Origin of the sequence: Pseudomonas sp. WSY_20, assembly GCF_043104335.1 — a bacterium.
Classification (GTDB): domain Bacteria; phylum Pseudomonadota; class Gammaproteobacteria; order Pseudomonadales; family Pseudomonadaceae; genus Aquipseudomonas; species Aquipseudomonas parafulva_B.
The window spans coordinates 1-21,682 of record NZ_JBICKP010000010.1 but is presented as its reverse complement, the minus strand read 5'-3'; the positions used below and the strand labels follow the sequence as shown (position 1 = coordinate 21,682).

Here is a 21,682-nt window from a genome sequence, read left to right as displayed (position 1 = left end):
ACGGCACTGCCAGGGACACGGGTCCCTGGCAACTCATGGCTCACGATGGTTCAAATTGGAACCCGATCCTTCCTTGCCATTCGACGATACAACACAACCGTCGAGCACAGCGCACACAGTGCAGCAAATGCGACCCAGTAAGCAGGCGCTGCTTTGTCACCGGTTTCATGGATCAACCAAGTCGACATGACCGGTGTGAAACCGCCGAACAGAGCCGTAGCCAAACTGTAGGCTAGGGAAAAGCCCGCTACCTTCACTTCGACTGGCATGATTTCCGTGAGCGCCGGGATCATCGCACCGTTGTACATCGCATAGAGGAAGGAGAACCACAGCAGTACCTCAAGCATGTGCGCGAAGCTTGCCGCATGGGCCAGGTAAGACAGTGCCGGGTAAGCGGTGAACAAGGTGAGTACGGTCATGGCGATCAGGATTGGTTTACGACCGAAACGGTCGCTGAGCGTGCCGCCGATGGGTAGCCAGATAAAGTTGGACACGCCTACCAGAAGCGTCACCAGCAGCGCGTCGTTTGCGCTCAGGTTGAGCACAGTCTTACCAAAGGTCGGCGCGTACACGGTGATCAGGTAGAAAGCGCTGGTGGTCATGGCGACCATCAACATGCCCGCGATGACTACCGATGAGTTGCGGCCGAGGGTGGCGATCACTTGCTTCATGGTCGGGCGATGCTGACGCTTCTCGAACGCTTCGGTTTCTTGCAGGTTACGGCGCAGGAAGAAGATGAACGGGATGATCAGGCAGGCAGCGGCGAACGGAATTCGCCAGCCCCACTCGCTGATCTCGGCCGGCGCCAGGCTTTGGTTCAGCCCGTAACCCAACGCAGCGGCGACCACGATGGCGACCTGTTGGCTGCCGGATTGCCAGCTGGTATAGAACCCTTTGCGACCTGGTGTAGCCATTTCGGCTAGATAGACCGATACCCCACCCAGTTCAGCACCGGCGGAGAAGCCTTGCAGCAAGCGGCCAAGTAGTACGAGCGCGGGTGCCCAATAGCCGATCGTGGCAAAGCCAGGGACCAGGACGATGAGCAGCGTGCCACTCGCCATGATTGACAGCGTGACGATAAGGCCTTTGCGGCGGCCCACATCGTCGATGTAAGCGCCCAGAATCACCGCCCCCAATGGCCGCATGAGGAAACCGGCGCCGAACACCGCGAAGGTCATCATCAGCGAGGCGAATTCGCTGGAGGCTGGGAAGAAAGCTGAAGCGATTTGGGTGGCGTAGAAACCGAACAGGAAGAAGTCAAATTGTTCGAGGAAGTTACCAGATGTGACACGTAGAACCGCCGCGGCCTTGGACCGGGCGGGAGGCGAAGCGGGCATAGACGGTTCTCCAGCATAAATCTGTTCGTTTTTGAGCGATCAATCGCCTCGATTATGCTGGACACATCCTGAAATGCTTAATGAAACATTCTGATCACTGCAGCGCAGGGCGCACTCACGCGACACAAGCGCTTGTACCCATTCGCAAAGGTCATCGTTTGACGAAAGAACCGATTTTCAGCCGCAGATTTGTCAGATCACTGGTCTTTTTCCAGGCTCCGGCTGCTTCTCCACGCCGGTACAACCCGCGTTGGCACCAGATAACGTTTTTGTCGCCAGGCAACAGGTGAGCGACCTCCGCTACATCGGCCGTAGACTTTCCGCCTGCTGTAGCACGTGTCGGAGGTGCAGTGAAGGGTTCAGCGTTGACTGGATTTCAGTACAAAAGCTGAATAAGAAAATTTCAGAGGGATTGAGTGCACAATGAGCTCATCCGGGCCTTGTGCACTCAATCAACATCGCTTGTAGCAGGAGGGTTCAGTTTAGTGTTGGTGAAAAAACTTCAGCCGGAAGTGAAAACCTACGCGCTTGAGGATCAATCCCAGCTCAACGCCCCACCGGTCTGATACTCGATCACCCGCGTCTCAAAGAAGTTCTTCTCCTTCTTCAAGTCCATGATCTCGCTCATCCACGGGAACGGGTTGGTCGTGCCTGGGTACTCTTCCTTCAGGCCGATCTGCGTCAGGCGACGGTTGGCGATGAACTTGAGGTAGTCCTCCATCATCGCTGCGTTCATGCCCAATACTCCGCGTGGCATGGTGTCACGGGCGTATTCGATCTCCAGCTGGGTCCCTTGCAGGATCATCTGGGTGGCTTCTTCCTTCATCGCCGCATCCCACAGGTGCGGGTTTTCGATCTTGATCTGGTTGATCACGTCGATACCGAAGTTCAAGTGCATCGACTCGTCACGCAGGATGTACTGGAACTGCTCGGCCACGCCAGTCATCTTGTTGCGGCGGCCCATGGACAGGATCTGGGTGAAGCCGCAGTAGAAGAAGATGCCTTCCAGCACGCAGTAGTAGGCGATCAGGTTGCGCAGCAGTTCCTTGTCGGTCTCGACGGTGCCGGTGTTGAATTCCGGATCGGAGATGGCGCGGGTGTACTTAAGGCCCCAAGCCGCTTTTTTCGCGACCGACGGGATCTCGTGGTACATGTTGAAGATCTCGCCTTCATCCATGCCCAGCGACTCGATGCAGTACTGGTAGGCGTGGGTGTGGATCGCCTCCTCGAAGGCCTGGCGCAGGATGTACTGGCGGCACTCGGGGTTGGTGATCAGGCGGTACACGGCCAGGGCCAGGTTGTTGGCAACCAGCGAGTCGGCCGTGGAGAAGAAGCCCAGGTTGCGCATGACGATGCGGCGCTCGTCCTCGGTCAGGCCGTCCTGGCTCTTCCACAGGGCGATGTCGGCGGTCATGTTGACCTCCTGCGGCATCCAGTGGTTGGCGCAGCCGTCGAGGTACTTCTGCCAGGCCCAGTCGTACTTGAACGGGACCAGCTGGTTGAGGTCGGCGCGGCAGTTGATCATGCGCTTCTCATCCACCGCCACACGGGCGGAGGAGCCTTCCAGCTCAGCCAGGCCTTCGGCAACGTCCAGGGCGTCCAGGGCCGCCTTGGCGCGCTTGACGGCCTCGGAGTCCGAGGCCGTGGCGGCGCGAGCTTCCAGGGCCGCGGCACCGCCGGCGCTGTCGAGCTTGTCGAGGGTGGCGGCGGCGTGTGCCTGCGCAGGGGTATTGCCTTTGGCGGCGATTTCGCCGTCATCTTCTTTATCGAATTCGTCCCAGCTCAGCATGGTGAGAGTCTCCTGCTCGAGGGCCATCTGTGGAGTATGGCCGGTAGATCTTGGTTGCGGTGCGGTGCACGCAAATCAGCGGTGCCCGTGGCGGGCTGGCCCCAGCGGCGCGGCTGCGGCTTTTGTATCGAGTAGCGGGGCGGCAGCGCCATACCCGCAGGCTTGCATACAGCTCTACAAAAAAGAGGCTTCCCGCAGGAAGCCTCGGCCTGGCCTTACTGGCAGGCTTCGCAGTCCGGCTCGTCGATCGCGCAGGCCTTGGGCACTGGCGCAGGGCCGGCTGCCTGGACCGGGGCGCTGTCGCCACCGCTGGACACGGCGTTAAGCTTGCCGGTGTTGATGGTCGACTTCTCGGTGCTGGTAGCGGCCAGGGCACGGAGGTAGTAGGTGGTTTTCAGACCACGGTACCAGGCCATGCGGTAGGTCACGTCCAGCTTCTTGCCCGAGGCGCCGGCGATGTACAGGTTCAGCGATTGAGCCTGGTCGATCCACTTCTGACGACGGGAAGCGGCGTCGACGATCCACTTGGTTTCCACTTCGAAGGCCGTGGCGTACAGGTCCTTGAGCTCTTGTGGAATACGCTCGATCTGCTGTACCGAACCGTCGTAGTACTTCAGGTCGTTGATCATGACCGAGTCCCACAGGCCACGGGCCTTGAGGTCGCGAACCAGGTACGGGTTGATCACGGTGAACTCGCCCGACAGGTTCGATTTCACGTACAGGTTCTGGTAGGTCGGCTCGATCGACTGCGACACGCCAGTGATGTTGGCGATGGTCGCGGTTGGCGCGATGGCCATGATGTTCGAGTTACGAATACCTTTCTGTACACGGGCACGGACCGGCGCCCAGTCCAGGGTTTCGTTCAGGTCGACGTCGATGTACTTCTGGCCACGGGCCTCGATCAGGATCTGTTGCGAGTCCAGCGGCAGGATGCCTTTGGACCACAGCGAGCCCTGGAACGTCTCGTAGGCACCGCGCTCATCGGCCAGGTCGCAGGAGGCCTGGATGGCGAAGTAGCTGACCGCTTCCATCGACTTGTCGGCGAATTCGACGGCAGCGTCGGAGCCGTAGGCGATGTGCTGCAGGTACAGCGCATCCTGGAAGCCCATGATGCCCAGGCCCACCGGACGGTGCTTGAGGTTCGAGTTACGCGCTTGCGGCACCGAGTAATAGTTGATGTCGATCACGTTGTCGAGCATGCGCACGGCCGTGTTGACGGTGCGTTGCAGTTTGGCGGTGTCCAGCTTGCCATCGACAATGTGGTTCGGCAGGTTGATCGAGCCCAGGTTGCAGACCGCGATCTCGTCCTTGTTGGTGTTCAAGGTGATCTCGGTGCACAGGTTCGAGCTGTGCACCACGCCCACGTGCTGCTGAGGCGAGCGCAGGTTGCACGGGTCCTTGAAGGTCAGCCACGGGTGGCCGGTCTCGAACAGCATCGAGAGCATCTTGCGCCACAGGTCCTTGGCCTGGATGGTCTTGAACACCTTGATCTTGTTGTACTCGGTCAGGGCTTCGTAGTACTCGTAACGCTCTTCGAAGGCCTTGCCGGTCAGGTCGTGCAGGTCTGGCACTTCCGAGGGCGAGAACAGGGTCCACTTGCCGTCGTCGAAGACACGCTTCATGAACAGGTCAGGGATCCAGTTGGCAGTGTTCATGTCGTGGGTACGACGGCGATCATCACCGGTGTTCTTGCGCAGCTCGATGAATTCTTCGATGTCCAGGTGCCAGGTTTCCAGGTAGGCACACACAGCGCCCTTGCGCTTGCCGCCCTGGTTGACCGCAACAGCGGTGTCGTTCACGACTTTGAGGAACGGCACGACGCCCTGGGACTTGCCATTGGTGCCCTTGATGTAGGAGCCCAGTGCACGCACCGGCGTCCAGTCGTTGCCCAGGCCACCTGCGAATTTGGACAGCATGGCGTTGTCATGGATCGCGTGGTAGATGCCCGACAGGTCGTCCGGGACGGTGGTCAGGTAGCAGCTCGACAGCTGCGGGCGCAGGGTGCCGGCGTTGAACAGGGTCGGGGTCGAGGCCATGTAGTCGAAGGACGACAACAGGTTGTAGAACTCGATCGCGCGCGCTTCCTTGTCCTTTTCTTCCAGTGCCAGGCCCATGGCCACACGCATGAAGAACACCTGTGGCAGCTCGAAGCGCACGCCATCCTTGTGGATGAAGTAGCGGTCGTACAGGGTTTGCAGGCCCAGGTAGGTGAACTGCTGGTCACGCTCGTGATCGATGGCCTTGCCCAGGCGCTCCAGGTCATAGGCTGCCAGTGCCGGGTTGAGCAGCTCGAACTCCACACCCTTGGCGACGTAGGCCGGCAGGGCCTTGGCATACAAGTCGGCCATTTCGTGGTGCGTGGCGCTGTCGGCAACGTTCAGGAAGGCCAGGCCTTCGGCGCGCAGGGTGTCCATCAGCAGGCGAGCGGTGACAAACGAGTAGTTCGGCTCACGCTCGACCAGGGTGCGCGCAGTCATCACCAGGGCGGTGTTGACGTCCTTGATGGCCACGCCGTCGTACAGGTTCTTCAGGGTTTCGCGCTGGATCAGGTCGCCATCGACTTCGGCCAGGCCTTCGCAGGCTTCGCTGATGATGGTGTTCAGGCGCGCCATGTCCAGCGGCGCCAGGCTGCCGTCGGCCAGGGTGATGCGAATGCTTGGGTGCGGCTCGACCACGGCGTCGGTGCTGACGCGGGTGGCGCGCTCCTTGGCGCGCTGCTCACGGTAGATGACGTAGTCACGGGCGACTTTCTGCTCGCCGGCGCGCATCAGGGCCAGTTCGACCTGGTCCTGGATTTCTTCGATGTGGATGGTGCCACCCGATGGCATGCGACGCTTGAACGTGGCCGAGACCTGCTCGGTCAGGCGCGCGACGGTGTCGTGAATGCGCGACGAAGCGGCGGCGGTACCGCCTTCAACTGCGAGAAACGCCTTGGTGATGGCCACGGTGATCTTGTCGTCGGTGTAAGGGACGACAGTACCGTTACGCTTGATCACGCGCAGTTGGCCAGGGGCAGTGGCGGCCAGATCCTGATTGGATTCGGCAACCTGCGGGGCCTTGGCCTGCGGGTTCTCGCGAGTCGTGTCGGTTTGCATGGGTGGGTGTCTCCACAGTTTCTATATTGATCAGGCGCCCAATTGGGCGCCCACCGTTCCGTCCACTTGCTCGATTGCCTGGCGGGGATGCGCAACGCAAGCGCATCCGTCCGCGCGGGCGTACCGACTTCGGGACAGACTCAGGAATAAGGGCAATGGCTTGCCGCTCCCTGGCCGAAGTCAAAAGTTCCGGGTTGCCGGAATCTGTTGCTGATGAGTGCCAGGCTCGCCTGGTGCACCCATGCCCGAACAAGGCCCTGGCAGGGCTTGCCTCGGTCGCCTCCGCAGGAGCGGTTTGGCTGCTGAAACCACCGTAAGTTCAGCCGAAAAATCCGATGATTTTGCGGGTTGACTTTTGTAAGTGATTTTGCACGAACCCCTATATCTAGTGGTTCGTCGCGATCGCGATACAAGATAATGCGGTATGGGGGTGTTTGCAAGGCGAGCGGCTGTGGATATCTTGTGGGTACTTTGTGAGTGAAACGTAAGTATTCGCTGTAGGCCTTGTGCCCACTGGTTTGAAGTATTTTTCTGCGTCTGCTTGCCGCTGGGCAGTTTTTTTCAGGGGCTGCCAACGCACTCGGATCTTTGTCCGCAGAACCATCCAGTGGGTTGGCTCGGCAGGGCGCTGGTCGTACTATCCAAGGAAAAACAGCACCAACAGGCCCTACGCCATGGATCCAACGCCACCGCGCATCCTCATTGTCGAAGACGATCAGCGTCTGGCCGAGCTGACCGCCGAATACCTGAGCGCCCAAGGGTACGCGGTCAGTGTCGAGGGCGATGGTGCGCGTGCAGCGCGACGCATCATCGATACCCAGCCGGACCTGGTCATGCTGGATGTGATGTTGCCGGGGGAAGATGGCATGAGCATCTGTCGCCGCGTGCGCAGCCGATACCCTGGGCCCATCCTGATGCTCACGGCACGCACCGACGAGCTGGATCAGGTGCAAGGGCTGGACATCGGCGCAGACGACTACGTGTGCAAGCCCGTACGCCCCCGGCTGTTGCTGGCGCGCATCCAGGCCCTGCTGCGTCGCAGCGAGGCGCCTGCGGGCAAGCGCCAGGACCTGACCTTCGGCGCGCTGCGCATCGACAGCCGGGTGCGTGAGGCGTGGCTCGGCGAGCGGCAGATCGAGCTTACGGGCGCCGAATTCGACCTGCTGTGGCTGCTGGCCAGCAACGCTGGCAAGGTACTGACCCGCGAACAGATATCCACGGCGCTGCGCGGTGTCGGCTATGACGGCCAGGACCGCTCCATCGACATACGCATTTCCCGCATCCGCCCTCGCATCGGCGACGACCCCATCCAACCCCGGTTGATCAAGACCCTGCGCAGCAAAGGCTATCTGTTTGTGGGCCAATGCCCGTGAACTCCATTTTCCTGCGCATTTACGGCGGCATGCTGGCGGTGCTGGTGCTGGTGGCGCTGCTGGGGGTGCTCAGCCTGCACCTGGTCAACGAAGTACGTGCCGCCCAGCATCGCGAGGGCCTGGCCCAAGGCACGTTCAGCCTCATGGCAGACAACCTGGCCTTGCAGAGCGACACCGAGCGCAAGCGTTCCCTGCTGCTGTGGGGGCGGCTGCTGGGGGTGCCGCTGCAATTGCAGCCCATGTCGGCCTTCGCCCTCGATGGCACACAACGCGCGCGCCTGTACCGCAGCCTCGTGGTGGTCGAGAAGACCGGCCCGCATGCGGCTCGGGTGTTGCGCAGGGTAGGGCAGCAGGACCTGCTGCTGGTCGCCCAGGTCAGGCAGATCAGCGAGCAACTGGCCCGCGCGACCCTCTACTTGCTGGCCGACGAGTTGGTGCGTTACCCGGTGACCGAACAGCAGCAGCGCCTGGAGCAGATCAAGCGCGACAAGGGCTTCGGGTTCGGGGTTGCCCTGCAGCGCATCGAGCGGGCCAGCCTGGATGACGATCAGCGGCGCCGGGTGGAGGAGGGTGACACGGTGATGGCGCTGGGCATGGATGGCGATTCCATACGCGTGTTCGCCGGGCTCTCCGGCTCGCCGTGGGTACTGGAGATCGGGCCCTTGCACCAGCTCAACCCTTACCCACCCCAGTTGCTGGTATTGATCACCCTGGTTGGGCTGAGCCTGATTGGCCTGGTGGTCTACCTGCTGGTGCGCCAACTGGAGCGGCGCGTGTCCGGCCTGGCGCTGGCCGCGGCGGGCATCGCCCAGGGCAGCCTGGACACACGCGTCCCCGCAGGCGATGCCGACTCGGTCGGGCGCCTGGCCGCTGCATTCAATGGCATGGCCGAGCACTTGCAGCGCTCGCTGTCCATGCAGCGCGAGCTGGTGCGTGCCGTGTCGCACGAGCTGCGCACCCCCGTGGCCCGCTTGCGCTTCGGTCTGGAAATGGTCGAAAGCGCCGCCACCGAGCAGGCCCGCGCCAAGCACCTTGCCGGCATGGACGGCGACATCCAGGACCTGGACAAGCTGGTCGACGAAATGCTCACCTACGCGCGCCTCGAGCAGGGCGCTCCGGCGCTGACATTCCAGCGTATCGACCTGGATGCCTTACTCGATCAGGTCATTGCCGAATTGGCTCCACTGCGCCGTGAGATACGCCTGCTGCGAGGCGATTGCCAGGGCGTCGAAGGCGAGACCTCCTGGGTCGAGGCAGAACCCCGCTACCTGCACCGCGCCGTGCAGAACCTGGTGAGCAATGCCCTGCGCCATGCCGAGCATGAGGTGCGCGTGCGCTACCAGCTAGGCCCGCAGGTCTGCCGTATCGATGTGGAAGATGACGGCCCAGGCATCCCGGAAGGGGTGTGGGACCGCATCTTCACGCCGTTCATGCGCCTGGACGACAGCCGGACCCGGGCCTCCGGTGGCCATGGCCTGGGTTTGTCGATCGTGCGCCGTATCATCTATTGGCACGCAGGCCGTGCCACGGTAGGCCATGGCAAGGCCCTGGGAGGCGCCTGTTTCAGCCTCGCCTGGCCGCGGCAACAGGCGCCGTTGTAGGCCTCAGGCGCTGACCAGGCTCAGCAAATGGCCGTCCTGCAGGCAGAATTGCCCCTGCAATTGATCGCCCTTGCGCCATTGGGCGGACAGGTCGGTGAGCAGGCGCAGCGTGGCCAGCCCTTCAGCGGACCATTCGAGCAGCTCGGCATGTTCGAAGTAAAAGCGCTGGCCAGTGAGGGGGTAGAGCGTCTTGAACAGGCTTTCCTTCAGCGAGAAGGTCAGGGTCACGGCCAGGCCCAACTGCCGGTGGTCCAGGCGCTCCAGCTCCATCGGCGTGAGGATCTCGCCCATCAGGCGCTCGGCGCGCTCGTCATCGAGCAGCGCTTCCTGATCCAGCCCCAGCCCGCGACAGCTGCTTTGGGCGGCAACCACCGCCGCCGCCCAGCCTTTACCGTGGGTAATCGAGCCCCGGATACCGGCAGGCCAGATGGGGGAGCGGTCTTCGTGGGTGGTGGGCACGTAGTCCCGGCCATCCAACTGCTGCAATGCAGCACGCGCGCATACCCGTCCGGCGACATATTCAGCCTGGCGCTTGGCGACTGAACGTAGCAGGCCCGCACTGGGCACGATGCCAGCACGCGCGAAATCGTCCGGGGTCATGCGTGTGGGGTCGAAGGCGCAACTGACCAGCACCGCGCCAGGCAGGGGGCGGGGCAAGGGCCAGTGGTGCCGAAGCGAGGTACAGCAGGCAGGAAGGGTAGTCATGCGCGGTATTGTGCCAGCTGAGCACAGGTTGCGGGAGGTGCAGGGCGACGCTGCCCGGCACATGGGCGCAGTTTTCAACGCAAGCATGAAAACGCGCCCAGTGTTGCCTACCTGTCACGGTGAGCGCTGGCATCCCATCATGGCTGCCCCGTGTGATCACTCATCGAACACTTGCTTGAAGAACGCCTGCATGTCTGCCCAGGAGCGGTCGTCGGCTGCCTTGTCATAACCGATGTCCGGGCCGCCGTGATTCCCATGGCTCAGTCGGTCGGCATCAGGGTTGGTGAACCCGTGCTTGGCCCCGTCGAGGCTGACGAAGCGGTAATTCACCTTCGCCGCGTCCATCTCTGCCTTGAAGGCCTGCACTTGTTCGGCCGTCACCATGCTATCTGCCGCGCCGTGCTCCACCAGAATCGCCGCCCTCACCACCCCAGGCTTTGCTGGAGTAGCGGTAGCCAGGGCGCCATGGAAACTCACCACCCCGTCAAGCTTCTCGCCGCGCCTGGCGGCATCGAGTACCACCTTGCCGCCAAAGCAGTACCCCACAGCGCCCAGGTCATGCTTGTTGGTGTTGGGCTGCAGCTTGAGCAACGCCAGCCCGGCGTCGAAACGCCTGGCAGCAGCCTTGGGGTCCTTGAGTGCTGCCGCCATGAACGCCTGGGCGTCTTGAGGGTGCTCGGTGTGCTTGCCGTCACCGTACATATCGATAGCCAGGGCGTTGTAACCCAGCGCTGCCAAGTCCCGGGCGCGCCGTTTGGCATAGTCATTGAGCCCCCACCACTCATGCACCACCACGATGCCAGGCCGCTTGCCGGTGACGGCGTCGTCATAGGCGTAATAGCCCACCAGCCGGTTGCCGTCGGCATCCTGATAGGGAATCTCGCGGGTCTGTACCGCCGCCTGGGCGAAGGCGGCGGTACACATCAAGGTCAAGGCCAGCAAGGCGCGCATGGTGACTACTCCTGGATTGCGATCGGTTCGTTCAGTCAATGTTCAGCAGGGGTTCAGTCGAGGTTCAGTGTGCCCTGCTTACTCTAGCTTCCAGACCTCAACAGCGCACTCGACTGGAGTAACCTCACCATGAAAACATTCAACACCCTGCTTGCCGCCGTAGCCGTCTGCGCCGCTGGCATGACCAGCGCCCAGGCGGCCGACGAAAACTTCGCCAGCCTGACCTACGGCCAGACCAGCGACAAGGTTCGCAAGTCAGGCCTGCTGCAGCGCAACACCGACCACCTCAACACCGACGGCGTGATCGCCAAGGACGGTACCTGGGGCGTGCGCCTGGGACGTATCAATGACCAAGGTCGCTACTACATGACCTACGACAACGTCTCCGGTGACCACAGCGGCTTGAAACTTCGCCAGGAAAACCTGCTGGGCAGCTATGACCTGTTCCTGCCCGTAGGCGATACCACCAAGCTGTTCGGCGGCGGTACCCTGGGCATGACCAAGCTGTCCCAGGAATCGCCAGGCCTGAGCCGCGACACCGACTACGGTTACGCCTACGGCCTGCAGGCAGGCGTCATCCAGGACATTACCGACAAGGCCTCGGTCGAACTGGGCTACCGTTACCTGCGCACCAATGCCGCCACCGAAGTCAGCCCCCACGGCGCGCCGAAGGCCGGTACATTGCGGCTGAGCAGCAGCGCGCAGACCTATTTGGCGGCTTCCTACAAGTTCTGACCTGCCCGTCGCGTTATCCTGTAGCGACCCAGGTCTGGCAAGCCAGCTCCAACCAGTGCCATGCTGGGCCATCGGGCCGGTAGGCGCACGCGGTGGGGCTGGCTTGTCAGCATTGGGCACCGTACAGGCACATCCATCAAGGAGCTGCACATGAAACTGCTAGTGGTCGAGGACGAAGCCTTGCTTCGCCATCACCTCTATACCCGCCTGGGGGAAAGTGGCCACGTGGTCGAGGCGGTCGCCAATGCCGAGGAGGCGTTGTACCAGGCCGAGCAGTACCACTTCGACCTGGCAGTGGTCGACCTGGGGCTGCCGGGCATCAGTGGTCTGGAGCTGATCACGCGCCTGCGCAACCAGGCCAAGACCTTCCCCATCCTCATCCTCACTGCCCGCGGCAACTGGCAGGACAAGGTCGAAGGGCTGGCCGCTGGCGCCGACGACTACCTGGTCAAGCCGTTCCAGTTCGAAGAACTGGAGGCGCGCCTCAATGCGCTGCTGCGCCGCTCCAGCGGCTTTACCCAGTCAACCATCGCCGCCGGCCCGTTGGTCCTGGACCTCAATCGCAAGCAGGCCACGCTCGACGAGCAGCCACTGGGCCTGACCGCCTATGAATACCGCATCCTTGAGTACCTGATGCGTCATCACCAGCAGGTGGTGGCCAAGGATCGCCTGATGGAGCAGCTCTACCCTGGCGATGAAGAGCGTGATCCGAACGTCATCGAAGTGCTCATCGGGCGCTTGCGGCGCAAGCTCGAAGGCGAATGCGGCTTCAAGCCCATCGATACCGTGCGCGGGCTTGGCTACCTGTTCACCGAGCGCTGCCGATGATTCGATCCCTGCGCGTGCGCCTGATGCTGGCCGCTGCCGTGTTGGCGGTGCTGTTCATGCTGGCGCTGCTGCCAGCCTTGCAGAAAGCCTTCAGCCTTGCCTTGCAGGAATCGATCGAGCAACGCCTAGCCTCGGACGTGACTACACTGATCTCGGCGGCGCGTATCGAAAACGGGCAGCTGCAGATGCCGGCGCTGTTGCCTGACGAGCGCTTCAACCTGCCCTATACCGGCCTGCTGGGGTACATCTTCGACCGCAGTGGCCACCTGGTCTGGCAGTCCCGGGCCACGGCAGCGCAGAACATCAACTACCAGCCTCGCTACGATGGCCGCGGAAACGAGTTCGCCCGCATCCACCAGGCCAACGGTGAGGAATTCTTCGTCTATGACGTCGAGATAAAGCTGCTGGGCGGCAAGAGTGCTGCCTTCAGCATCGTGGCCCTGCAGCCAGTACGCGACTACCAGCGCACCCTCGACGGCCTGCGTGAAAAACTCTACCTGGGCTTCGGCGCTGCCTTGCTGGCACTGCTGGCGCTGCTCTGGGCAGGGTTGACCTGGGGGTTGCGCTCGCTGCGCCGGCTCAGCCGCGAGCTCGACGATCTGGAATCCGGCGCGCGGGACGGCCTGAGTACCCAGCACCCCCGCGAACTGCTGCGCCTGACCGGTTCGCTGAACCGCCTGCTGCAAAGCGAGCGCGAGCAACGCCAGCGTTACCGGGACTCGCTGGACGACCTGGCGCACAGCCTGAAGACGCCCTTGGCCGTGTTGCAGGGGGTGGGCGAAAGCCTGCAGCAGCACAACGGCGAGCGCGAGCAGGCCAGGGTCCTGCAGAGCCAGATCGAACGCATGAGCCAGCAGATCGACTATCAACTGCAACGCGCCAGCCTGCGCAAGAGCGGCCTGGTGCGCCATAGCGTGGTGCTACGCCCCTTGCTCGACAGCCTGTGCAGCACGCTTGCCAAGGTCTATCGCGACAAGCACGTGGAGGTGACCTTGCAGGTGCCAGACCAGGCACGGGTGCCCGTGGAGCAGGGCGCATTGCTCGAACTGCTGGGTAACCTTCTGGAAAACGCCTACCGCCTGAGCCTGGGCCAGATAAGGGTAAGCCTGTTCAGAGAAGCCGGACGGCTGACCCTGTGTATCGAAGATGACGGCCCAGGCGTGCCCGCCGATCAGCGCCAGCGCATTCTGGAGCGCGGCGAGCGGCTGGACAGCCAGCACCCGGGGCAAGGCATTGGCCTGGCTGTGGTGAAGGACATCATCGACAGCTACGATGCCGAACTGAGCCTCGATGACTCGACGCTTGGTGGCGCCGCCTTCCGTATCACCTTCAATCTGGAATGAGCCCAGGCGGTTTTCCGCCATCTGGGCCGCTCCAGTTCCGCCAGCGGGCGGAAACCCGCCACCCTTGCTCAGGTTTCGCCCCGCCGTTGGGCATGGAAAGCCAGCAATAGCCCAGCCTGCACCCGGTTTGGGCATTTTGGCATCACCCTTGCTATCGCTATTGGCAGAGGCCTCAACAGGCAGCTCTACCACAACGACAAATCCCTCCAATTGCAGGAGGGTTAGCGATTCAGGTGCTGCACCCCTGGAACAGGGTGGCGCGGCACACTTGAGGAAAAACAGCCATGACGACACGTCAGCCGCTTTACAAATCCCTGTATGTCCAGGTGTTGGTTGCCATCACCATCGGTATTCTGCTCGGCCATTACTACCCGGAAACGGGTGTTGCCCTCAAACCCTTGGGTGATGGCTTCGTCAAACTGATCAAGATGGTCATCGCCCCGATCATCTTCTGCACCGTGGTCAGCGGTATCGCCGGCATGCAGAGCATGAAATCCGTCGGCAAGACGGGCGGCTATGCGTTGCTGTATTTCGAAATCGTCTCCACCATCGCGCTGATCATCGGCCTGGTGGTGGTCAACGTGGTCAAGCCCGGCGCGGGCATGCACATCGACGTCAGCACCCTCAATGCCAGCAGCGTGGCCGCCTATGCTGCCGCCGGCGCGCAGCAGACCACCGTAGGCTTCCTGCTCAACGTCATCCCCAATACCGTGGTCGGTGCCTTCGCCAACGGCGACATCCTGCAAGTACTGATGTTCTCGGTGCTGTTCGGCTTCGCCCTGCATCGCCTGGGCAGCTACGGCAAGCCGTTCCTGGACATGATCGATCGCTTCGCCCATGTCATGTTCAACATCATCAACATGATCATGAAGCTGGCCCCGATCGGTGCCTTCGGCGCCATGGCCTTCACCATCGGCCAGTACGGCGTGGGCTCGCTGGTGCAGCTCGGCTACCTGATGGCGTGCTTCTACATCACCTGCCTGCTGTTCGTGCTGGTGGTGCTCGGTGGCATCTGCCGTGCCCACGGTTTCAGCGTACTCAAGCTGATCCGCTACATCCGTGAAGAACTGCTGATCGTGCTGGGCACGTCCTCGTCCGAGTCCGCACTGCCGCGCATGCTGGCCAAGATGGAGCGCCTGGGTGCCAAGAAGTCCGTGGTAGGCCTGGTCATCCCGACCGGTTATTCGTTCAACCTGGACGGCACCTCGATTTACCTGACCATGGCTGCGGTGTTCATTGCCCAGGCCACCGACACCCCGATGGACATCACCCACCAGATCACCCTGCTGCTGGTGCTGCTGGTCGCTTCCAAAGGCGCCGCCGGTGTTACCGGTTCGGGCTTCATCGTACTGGCGGCCACGCTGTCGGCTGTTGGCCACTTGCCGGTTGCCGGCCTGGCCCTGATCCTGGGTATCGACCGCTTCATGTCCGAAGCACGTGCCTTGACCAACCTGGTGGGCAACGCCGTTGCCACCGTGGTCGTGGCCAAGTGGGTCAAGGAGATGGACAACGACACGCTGGCGTCGGAGTTGGCTTCCGGTGGCGGTCCGCTGATCGACACCCGTCCAACCGATGACCTGGGCGTTGCCGAAGGTCCTGCGCGTTGATCGCAACGTAACGGCACAAAAAAAGGCGACCCGACGGGTCGCCTTTTTCATGGGCGGCAGTTCGTGCCTGCGGCCGATGGCGGCAGCACAACCTCCAGGTGCGGCCCTATTGCACCTTCAAGCCAGCACCACCTCAAGCACGCAGATCACATCCGTCTGCGGGTAGTGCCACCTGACCTGCACATCCCAGAACTTCACCCCATATACCCGCTCGGCCACAGGCACCTGATAGGCCGGCCGTGGGTCTTGCGCCAGGCATTGCTCGATCAGGGCCACCAGGGGCTCGCCCAGCCGCAACGCATGCTCGCGGGCCTGGGGCAGGGCGCTGTTGGCCCACTGCACGGGAATGGCGACTGGCGCAGCGCTGGCCATGTGGTTATGGGCACCCTCGACACTGTCGGCATAGGGTACGTAAGGCTTGATGTCCAGCACCGGCGTGCCGTCAAGCAGGTCGATGCCTGACAGCAGCAAGCGGCCAGGTTCAACACCCTCTAGCCGCACCACCGACTGGCCGATGCCGTTGGGCCGGTGGGTGGCGCGGGTGGCGAACACGCCCATGCTCTTGTTGCCCCCCAGGCGCGGTGGGCGCACCTTGAGCCTGGGTTTTTCTTCCAGGGCCTGGTGGAACAGAAACAGCAGCCAGACGTGGCTGACCTGTTCCAGCCCCTCGACCGCCTCGGGTTGGTCGAAGGGGGGCAGCAGTTCCAGCACACCGCGTGCGGCCGGTGCCAGCTGCGGCTGGCGTGGAATGGCGAACTTCTCCATGAAGCAGGAGCGCACGATCCCCACCGGCGCCACCGTATGCTGCATGACCATTCAGGCGTGCACGCGCTGGGTCAGGCCCTTGAGGAAATTGCGCAGCAACTGGTCGCCGCACGGGCGGTAGTTGTCATGGCCGGCCTTGCGAAACAGTGCGCTGAGCTCAGGTTTGCTGACGGGGAAATCGACCGATTTCAAGATCGCGTGCAGGTCGTCTTCCTTCAGTTCGAAGGCCACGCGCAGCTTCTTCAGGATCTGGTTGTTGGTAACCGGCAGCTCGACAGGTTGTGCCGGACGGCTTTCGTCCTTGCCGCGACGGTAGATGACCAGGCCGTCGAGAAAGTGCGCCATGACCCGGTCCGGGCAGCGCACAAAGCCTGGCTCTTCTTCTTTCTTCACATAGGTCGCCAGGACGACAGGGTTCACGTCCAGGCCGGTCAAACCGATGATCTCGGCCATCTTGGCGTCATTGACTTTCAACATGTAGCGCAGGCTGCGCAGGACGTCATTGTGGTTCATTGCTGCAAAATCCTGTTCTTGTGCCGCACGTCATCGCGCGGCATCTCACTTAGAAACGTTCGGTGCCCGTCAGGTAGCGCCATTGGCCCAGCGCCAGCTTGCCCATCGAAACTCCACCCAGGCGTATGCGGCGCATGCCCAGCAACTCCAGGCGCAGATAGGCGCACAGTTCGGAAATCTGGCCGGGTTGCGGGTTCTTCAGCACCAGGCGCAAATGGGTTTCGTTCTGCCAGCTGGCCTTGGCCTTGGGCAACTCGCGGTCATTGCGGGTCACACCGCGGGCCAGACGCTCGAGCATCTGCGCACTGGCCTCACCGCGCACCTGGACGACGAATTCCTGTTCGAGCTTGCGCAGGTCGGCGTTGATCTTGCGGGTAACCCGCCAGTCCTGGGTAAACACCTGCAAGCCGCTGGCACCCGGTTCCAGCGGTGCTATACAAGCCTGGCGGGTGAAATGCCCGTGCAAGGGGCGCACGCCTTCGCGATGGGCCTCGCTGAGGCTGGTCATGTTCATGCCAAGCCGGGCGGTTTCATTGTCCATGCCCGCGGCTTGGTGCAGCAGCAGCGTAACCGGCTCCAGGCTCTCGGCGCGCGCGCCGGGCAGCAGCTCCACATGCTGCTGCTCGACCTTGAACTGCGGCTGCTCGACCACCACGCCATCGACCGTCACCCAGCCTCCTTCGATATACAACTCAGCCTCGCGGCGGGAACAGCCAAGCTGCTCGACAAGGCGTTTGGACAGACGGACGGGTTCGGACATGACGACGATTCGCAAAGGCAATGAAAGGCTGCATTGTACCCTTCCCGCCGGGCGAGGGGCGGGAATCTGTGTCAATCAGGCCGTGCCGCGTCGGCGCATGTGCAGCAATGGATACGGCTGGCCCAGGCCGTCCTTGGGCGAACGGCCCACGATTTCGAAGCCCTGGTGCAGATAAAAGCCCAGCGCCTGGGTGTTCTGCTCGTTGACGTCGAGGGTCAGGGCGTCCAACGCCTGCACAGCATGCTGCAGCAGCTGTTTGCCGATACCCCGGCCATGCCATTGCGGGTCCACGAACAACATGTCGATGCGCCCGCCCGCCACGCCGACAAAACCCTGGATGCTGCGATCAGGCCCACGGGCACAGACCAGCATCACCGCGTCCAGGTAGCGCCGCAGTACCTTGTCGCGCAGCAGCACGATGTAGTATTCGGGCAGGAAAGCGTGCGTTGCACGTACCGCGTTTTCCCACACGCTGACCAGCTTGGGGTAGTCGCTGAGATGGGGCGTTTCCAGGGTCGAGAAGGTGCGCATCGGGTCCCTGCTCCAGTGGCCGTCAAACCAAGGATAGATGCTGGGGGAGGGCGCGACCCGGGGCGGGCCGCGCCACTGCGACAGGAGGCCGGCGTGGCGCCCTGTCAGATGGGCTCTGCCCACATGTCGTATTCGTCGGCGTCTACCACGCGGCAACGCACCTTGTCGCCAGGCTTGAAGCCATGGTTGCCATCGATGAAGACACTGCCGTCGATTTCTGGCGCGTCGAAGAAGCTGCGGCCCACCGAGCCTTGCTCTTCGACCTCATCGATGAGCACGTCGATTTCCTTGCCGATGCGCATCTGCAGGCGGGCGGCGCTGATGGCCTGCTGGTGGGCCATGAAGCGGTCCCAGCGATCCTGTTTGATGTCGTCCGGGACGTCGGCCAGGCCCAGGTCATTGGCCGGTGCACCTTCGACGGGCGAATACTGGAAGCAGCCCACGCGGTCGAGCTGGGCTTCGCTCAGCCAGTCCAGCAGGTACTGGAAGTCTTCCTCGGTTTCCCCTGGGAAGCCAACGATGAAGGTCGAACGAATGACCAGCTCTGGGCACTGCTCACGCCACTGCTTGATGCGGGCCAGGGTCCGGTCTTCGAAGGCCGGGCGCTTCATCGACTTGAGCACCTTGGGGCTGGCGTGCTGGAACGGAATGTCCAGGTACGGCAGGATCTTGCCGGCAGCCATCAACGGGATCACGTCGTCGACATTGGGGTACGGATACACATAGTGCAGGCGCACCCACGCACCCAGGCTGCTCAGGGCCTCGCACAACTCGAGCATGCGGGTCTTGACCGGGCGGCCGTTCCAGAAGTCGGTCTTGTACTTGACGTCTACGCCGTAGGCGCTGGTGTCCTGGGAAATCACCAGAATTTCCTTGACCCCGGCCTTGACCAAGCGCTCGGCCTCGCTCAGCACCTCGCCCACCGGGCGGCTGACCAGTTTGCCACGCATCGACGGGATGATGCAGAAGCTGCAGCTGTGGTTGCAGCCTTCGGAAATCTTCAGGTAGGCATAGTGGCGCGGCGTGAGCTTGACCCCTTGCGGCGGCACCAGGTCGATCAGCGGGTTGTGGTCCTGACGCGGCGGCACCACTTCGTGCACGGCGTTGACCACCTGCTCGTACTGCTGCGGACCGGTCACCGAAAGCACGCTTGGGTGCACATCGCGAATGCTGCCTTCCTCGACACCCATGCAGCCGGTGACGATCACCTTGCCGTTTTCCTTGATGGCTTCACCGATCACTTCGAGCGATTCGGCCTTGGCGCTGTCGATGAAACCGCAGGTGTTGACCACCACCACGTCGGCATCCTCGTACGTTGGCACGACTTCATAGCCTTCCATGCGCAACTGGGTCAGGATGCGCTCGGAATCGACCAGGGCTTTGGGGCAACCCAGGCTGACGAAACCGACCTTGGGGGTGGCGGGCGTGGTGGACATGACTAACCTCGGCATTGAATACAGGTCGCCCAGCGGTGATCGGGGGCGATCTTGACGGGCGCTTTTGGCGCCTCTGATCAAAAAGTGCGCAATTCTAGCGAGCGATGGGTCGATTGACCAGCACAAATACGACGAACGCTGCGCTATGCTTCGCGCCGTTACGCCAGGCCCGGATGGGCGACCTGGCATGCACGCTGACAACAGTGGCCGTGAGGGCCTTTTGCGGGAGTGGTCGATGGTTCAGGCAAGCAGTCACGCCGAGGGCGGGCACGCAGCGAAGCAGGGGGCGACCCGGTCGCTGGGCCTGCTGGTGGCGGCGGTCGGGGTGGTTTATGGCGATATCGGCACCAGCCCGCTGTATACCTTGAAGGAAGTGTTCACGGGCGGTTACGGGGTGCAGGTCAATCACGACGGTGTGCTGGGGATCCTGTCGTTGATCCTCTGGTCGCTGCTGTGGGTGGTGTCGTTCAAGTACGTAGTGTTCATCCTGCGTGCCGACAACCAGGGGGAGGGCGGCACCATGGCCCTGACCGCGCTGGCGCGGCGCGCCACGGCGGCGCATCCGCGCCTGCGGACCCTCATGGTGATCTGCGGCTTGATCGGTGCCTCGCTGTTCTATGGCGACAGCATGATCACCCCGGCCGTTTCGGTGCTCTCGGCCGTCGAGGGCCTGGGCCTGGCCTTCGATGGCATCGATCATTGGGTGGTGCCGGTGTCGCTGGTGGTGCTGGTGGCGCTGTTTCTGGTGCAGCGCCATGGCACCGAGAAAATCGGCAAGCTGTTCGGCCCGGTCATGGTCATCTGGTTCATGGTGCTGGCCGCGCTGGGGGTTCATGGCATCGCACAGACGCCTGAAGTGCTGCGCGCCTTCAACCCCGGTTGGGCAGTCAATTTCTTCATCGTCCACCCCGGCATGGGGGTGGCCATCCTCGGCGCGGTGGTGCTGGCGCTGACCGGTGCCGAAGCCCTATACGCCGACATGGGGCATTTTGGCCGCAAGCCGATCGCACGGGCCTGGTTCGCCCTGGTGCTGCCGGCACTGGTGCTCAACTACTTCGGCCAGGGCGCCATGCTGCTGCAAAACCCCGAGGCCGCGCGCAACCCGTTCTACCTGTTGGCCCCTAGCTGGGCCTTGCTGCCGCTGGTCGGCCTTGCCACGCTGGCCACCGTCATTGCGTCGCAGGCGGTGATCTCCGGCGCCTTCTCGCTCACCCGACAGGCCATCCAGCTGGGCTACATCCCGCGTATGCACATCCAGCACACCTCCAGTGACGAGCAAGGGCAAATCTACGTGGCGGCGGTCAACTGGACGTTGATGGTGGGCGTGGTGCTGCTGGTGATCGGCTTCGAGTCCTCGGGCGCCCTGGCGGCAGCCTATGGCGTGGCTGTCACCGGGACCATGTTGATGACGACCATTCTGGTGGCGGCGGTGATGTTGTTGCTGTGGAAGTGGCCACCGGTCCTGGCCGTGCCGCTCCTGCTCGGCTTCTTGTTCGTCGATGGGCTGTTCTTTGCCGCCAACGTTCCGAAGATCGTCCAGGGTGGGGCCTTCCCTGTGCTGGCGGGCGGTGTGCTGTTCCTGCTGATGAGCACCTGGAAACGTGGCAAGCAAATTCTCGTCGAACGTATAGACGAAGGGGCGCTGCCACTGCCGCTGTTCATCAGCAGTATCCGCATCCAGCCGCCGCATCGGGTGGAGGGCACGGCAGTGTTTCTCACCGCGCGCTCGGATGCCGTGCCCCATGCATTGCTGCACAACATGCTGCACAACCAGGTGCTGCATAGCCAGGTCGTGTTGCTGACGGTGCTCAGCGAAGATCGACCCCGCGTGCCTGAGCAGGAGCGATTCGAGGTCGAGGCCTATGGCGATGGCTTCTTCAGGGTGGTGCTGCATTTCGGCTTCATGGATGAGCCGGACGTGCCGGCGGCGCTGAAACTCTGCCACTTGGACGAGCTGGACTTCACGCCCATGCGCACCACCTACTTCCTGAGCCGCGAAACCGTGATCGCGTCCAGGCTTGAAGGCATGTCGCGCTGGCGAGGCAACCTGTTCGCGTTTTTGCTGAAGAATGCCAACGGCAATTTGAGGTTCTTCAACCTGCCACTCAACCGGGTGATCGAGTTGGGGACTCAGGTTGAGATCTGAAACAGGGTGGGGGAGCGGCTGAGGGGATTCCCCTAGGGCCTGGTGATGTTTGCGGCGACGCGAGGGTACTGGGGCTGCTGCGCAGCTCATCGCGGCCGGTCTGGCGCCCCGGCGAGGCCGCCCCTACACTGACCGCATAACGCCTGAGTCAGGAGCTTCACAGGGCT

At 62.6% G+C, this 21,682-nt stretch carries 17 protein-coding genes; 7 read left to right on the top strand and 10 right to left on the bottom strand.

The genetic code is table 11. The annotated features are described in order from the left end of the window. Positions 1-50: 50 nt before the first annotated feature. The 3 genes from ACF8E5_RS01845 to ACF8E5_RS01835 form a co-directional block, all read right to left on the bottom strand. Positions 51-1,337, bottom strand: coding sequence for an MFS transporter (locus ACF8E5_RS01845; RefSeq protein ID WP_058638520.1), 1,287 nt, complete (start codon positions 1,335-1,337; stop codon positions 51-53). A 535-nt stretch (positions 1,338-1,872) separates the two neighbouring features. Beyond that, complete coding sequence (locus tag ACF8E5_RS01840) at positions 1,873-3,126, bottom strand: ribonucleotide-diphosphate reductase subunit beta (RefSeq protein WP_058604336.1); 1,254 nt, start codon at positions 3,124-3,126, stop codon at positions 1,873-1,875. A gap of 215 nt (positions 3,127-3,341) precedes the next feature. Further along, a complete protein-coding gene (locus tag ACF8E5_RS01835) occupies positions 3,342-6,221 on the bottom strand; it encodes a ribonucleoside-diphosphate reductase subunit alpha (protein ID WP_023536265.1) in 2,880 nt (959 codons plus the stop codon). A 674-nt stretch (positions 6,222-6,895) separates the two neighbouring features. Between ACF8E5_RS01835 and ACF8E5_RS01830 the strand changes: the two genes are divergently transcribed. Together ACF8E5_RS01830 and ACF8E5_RS01825 are read left to right on the top strand one after the other, a co-directional pair. Next, a complete protein-coding gene (locus ACF8E5_RS01830) occupies positions 6,896-7,594 on the top strand; it encodes a response regulator transcription factor (protein WP_058638519.1) in 699 nt (232 codons plus the stop codon). Positions 7,595-7,623: 29 nt separating this feature from the next. Further along, positions 7,624-9,195: an ATP-binding protein gene (locus ACF8E5_RS01825; protein WP_182139888.1), complete on the top strand. Its 1,572-nt coding sequence runs from the start codon at positions 7,624-7,626 to the stop codon at positions 9,193-9,195. A 3-nt stretch (positions 9,196-9,198) separates the two neighbouring features. On the opposite strand, the gene ACF8E5_RS01820 is transcribed toward ACF8E5_RS01825, so the two are convergent. Continuing rightward, entirely contained in the window at positions 9,199-9,900 is a 702-nt protein-coding gene (locus ACF8E5_RS01820) for a 4'-phosphopantetheinyl transferase (RefSeq protein WP_392474831.1), read from the bottom strand. Between the two features lie 156 nt (positions 9,901-10,056). Further along, positions 10,057-10,851, bottom strand: coding sequence for a dienelactone hydrolase family protein (locus tag ACF8E5_RS01815; protein WP_196186218.1), 795 nt, complete (start codon positions 10,849-10,851; stop codon positions 10,057-10,059). A 129-nt stretch (positions 10,852-10,980) separates the two neighbouring features. Here ACF8E5_RS01815 and ACF8E5_RS01810 point away from each other — a divergent pair, with 129 nt between their 5' ends. The 4 genes from ACF8E5_RS01810 to ACF8E5_RS01795 all read left to right on the top strand — a co-directional run bounded on the left by ACF8E5_RS01810 (position 10,981) and on the right by ACF8E5_RS01795 (position 15,364). Further along, positions 10,981-11,586 carry an outer membrane beta-barrel protein gene (locus ACF8E5_RS01810; RefSeq protein WP_023536250.1) on the top strand — a complete coding sequence of 202 codons (606 nt, stop codon included), beginning with the start codon at positions 10,981-10,983 and terminating at the stop codon, positions 11,584-11,586. Between the two features lie 150 nt (positions 11,587-11,736). Then, entirely contained in the window at positions 11,737-12,414 is a 678-nt protein-coding gene (locus ACF8E5_RS01805; protein ID WP_023536231.1) for a response regulator, read from the top strand. Beyond that, complete coding sequence (locus ACF8E5_RS01800) at positions 12,411-13,757, top strand: ATP-binding protein (RefSeq protein WP_058638515.1); 1,347 nt, start codon at positions 12,411-12,413, stop codon at positions 13,755-13,757. The genes ACF8E5_RS01805 and ACF8E5_RS01800 overlap by 4 nt, the downstream gene beginning before the upstream one ends. A 284-nt stretch (positions 13,758-14,041) precedes the next feature. Then, complete coding sequence (locus tag ACF8E5_RS01795) at positions 14,042-15,364, top strand: dicarboxylate/amino acid:cation symporter (protein ID WP_058604330.1); 1,323 nt, start codon at positions 14,042-14,044, stop codon at positions 15,362-15,364. A 117-nt stretch (positions 15,365-15,481) separates the two neighbouring features. Here the strand turns inward: ACF8E5_RS01795 and tsaA are convergent, their stop codons facing one another. The 5 genes from tsaA to rimO all read right to left on the bottom strand — a co-directional run bounded on the left by tsaA (position 15,482) and on the right by rimO (position 19,369). Beyond that, positions 15,482-16,174, bottom strand: coding sequence for a tRNA (N6-threonylcarbamoyladenosine(37)-N6)-methyltransferase TrmO (gene tsaA, locus ACF8E5_RS01790; protein ID WP_058638541.1), 693 nt, complete (start codon positions 16,172-16,174; stop codon positions 15,482-15,484). Between the two features lie 6 nt (positions 16,175-16,180). Continuing rightward, a complete protein-coding gene (locus ACF8E5_RS01785; protein WP_392474830.1) occupies positions 16,181-16,642 on the bottom strand; it encodes a DUF1456 family protein in 462 nt (153 codons plus the stop codon). A 49-nt stretch (positions 16,643-16,691) separates the two neighbouring features. After that, on the bottom strand, positions 16,692-17,402 hold the full coding sequence (locus ACF8E5_RS01780; protein ID WP_196121754.1) for an rRNA pseudouridine synthase: 711 nt from the start codon (positions 17,400-17,402) through the stop codon (positions 16,692-16,694). Positions 17,403-17,477: 75 nt separating this feature from the next. Beyond that, complete coding sequence (locus tag ACF8E5_RS01775; RefSeq protein ID WP_078478129.1) at positions 17,478-17,933, bottom strand: GNAT family N-acetyltransferase; 456 nt, start codon at positions 17,931-17,933, stop codon at positions 17,478-17,480. Positions 17,934-18,037: 104 nt separating this feature from the next. After that, on the bottom strand, positions 18,038-19,369 hold the full coding sequence (gene rimO, locus ACF8E5_RS01770; RefSeq protein WP_392474829.1) for a 30S ribosomal protein S12 methylthiotransferase RimO: 1,332 nt from the start codon (positions 19,367-19,369) through the stop codon (positions 18,038-18,040). 235 nt (positions 19,370-19,604) lie between these two features. Here rimO and ACF8E5_RS01765 point away from each other — a divergent pair, with 235 nt between their 5' ends. Next, a complete protein-coding gene (locus ACF8E5_RS01765; protein WP_145254971.1) occupies positions 19,605-21,515 on the top strand; it encodes a potassium transporter Kup in 1,911 nt (636 codons plus the stop codon). Positions 21,516-21,682 lie beyond the last annotated feature (167 nt).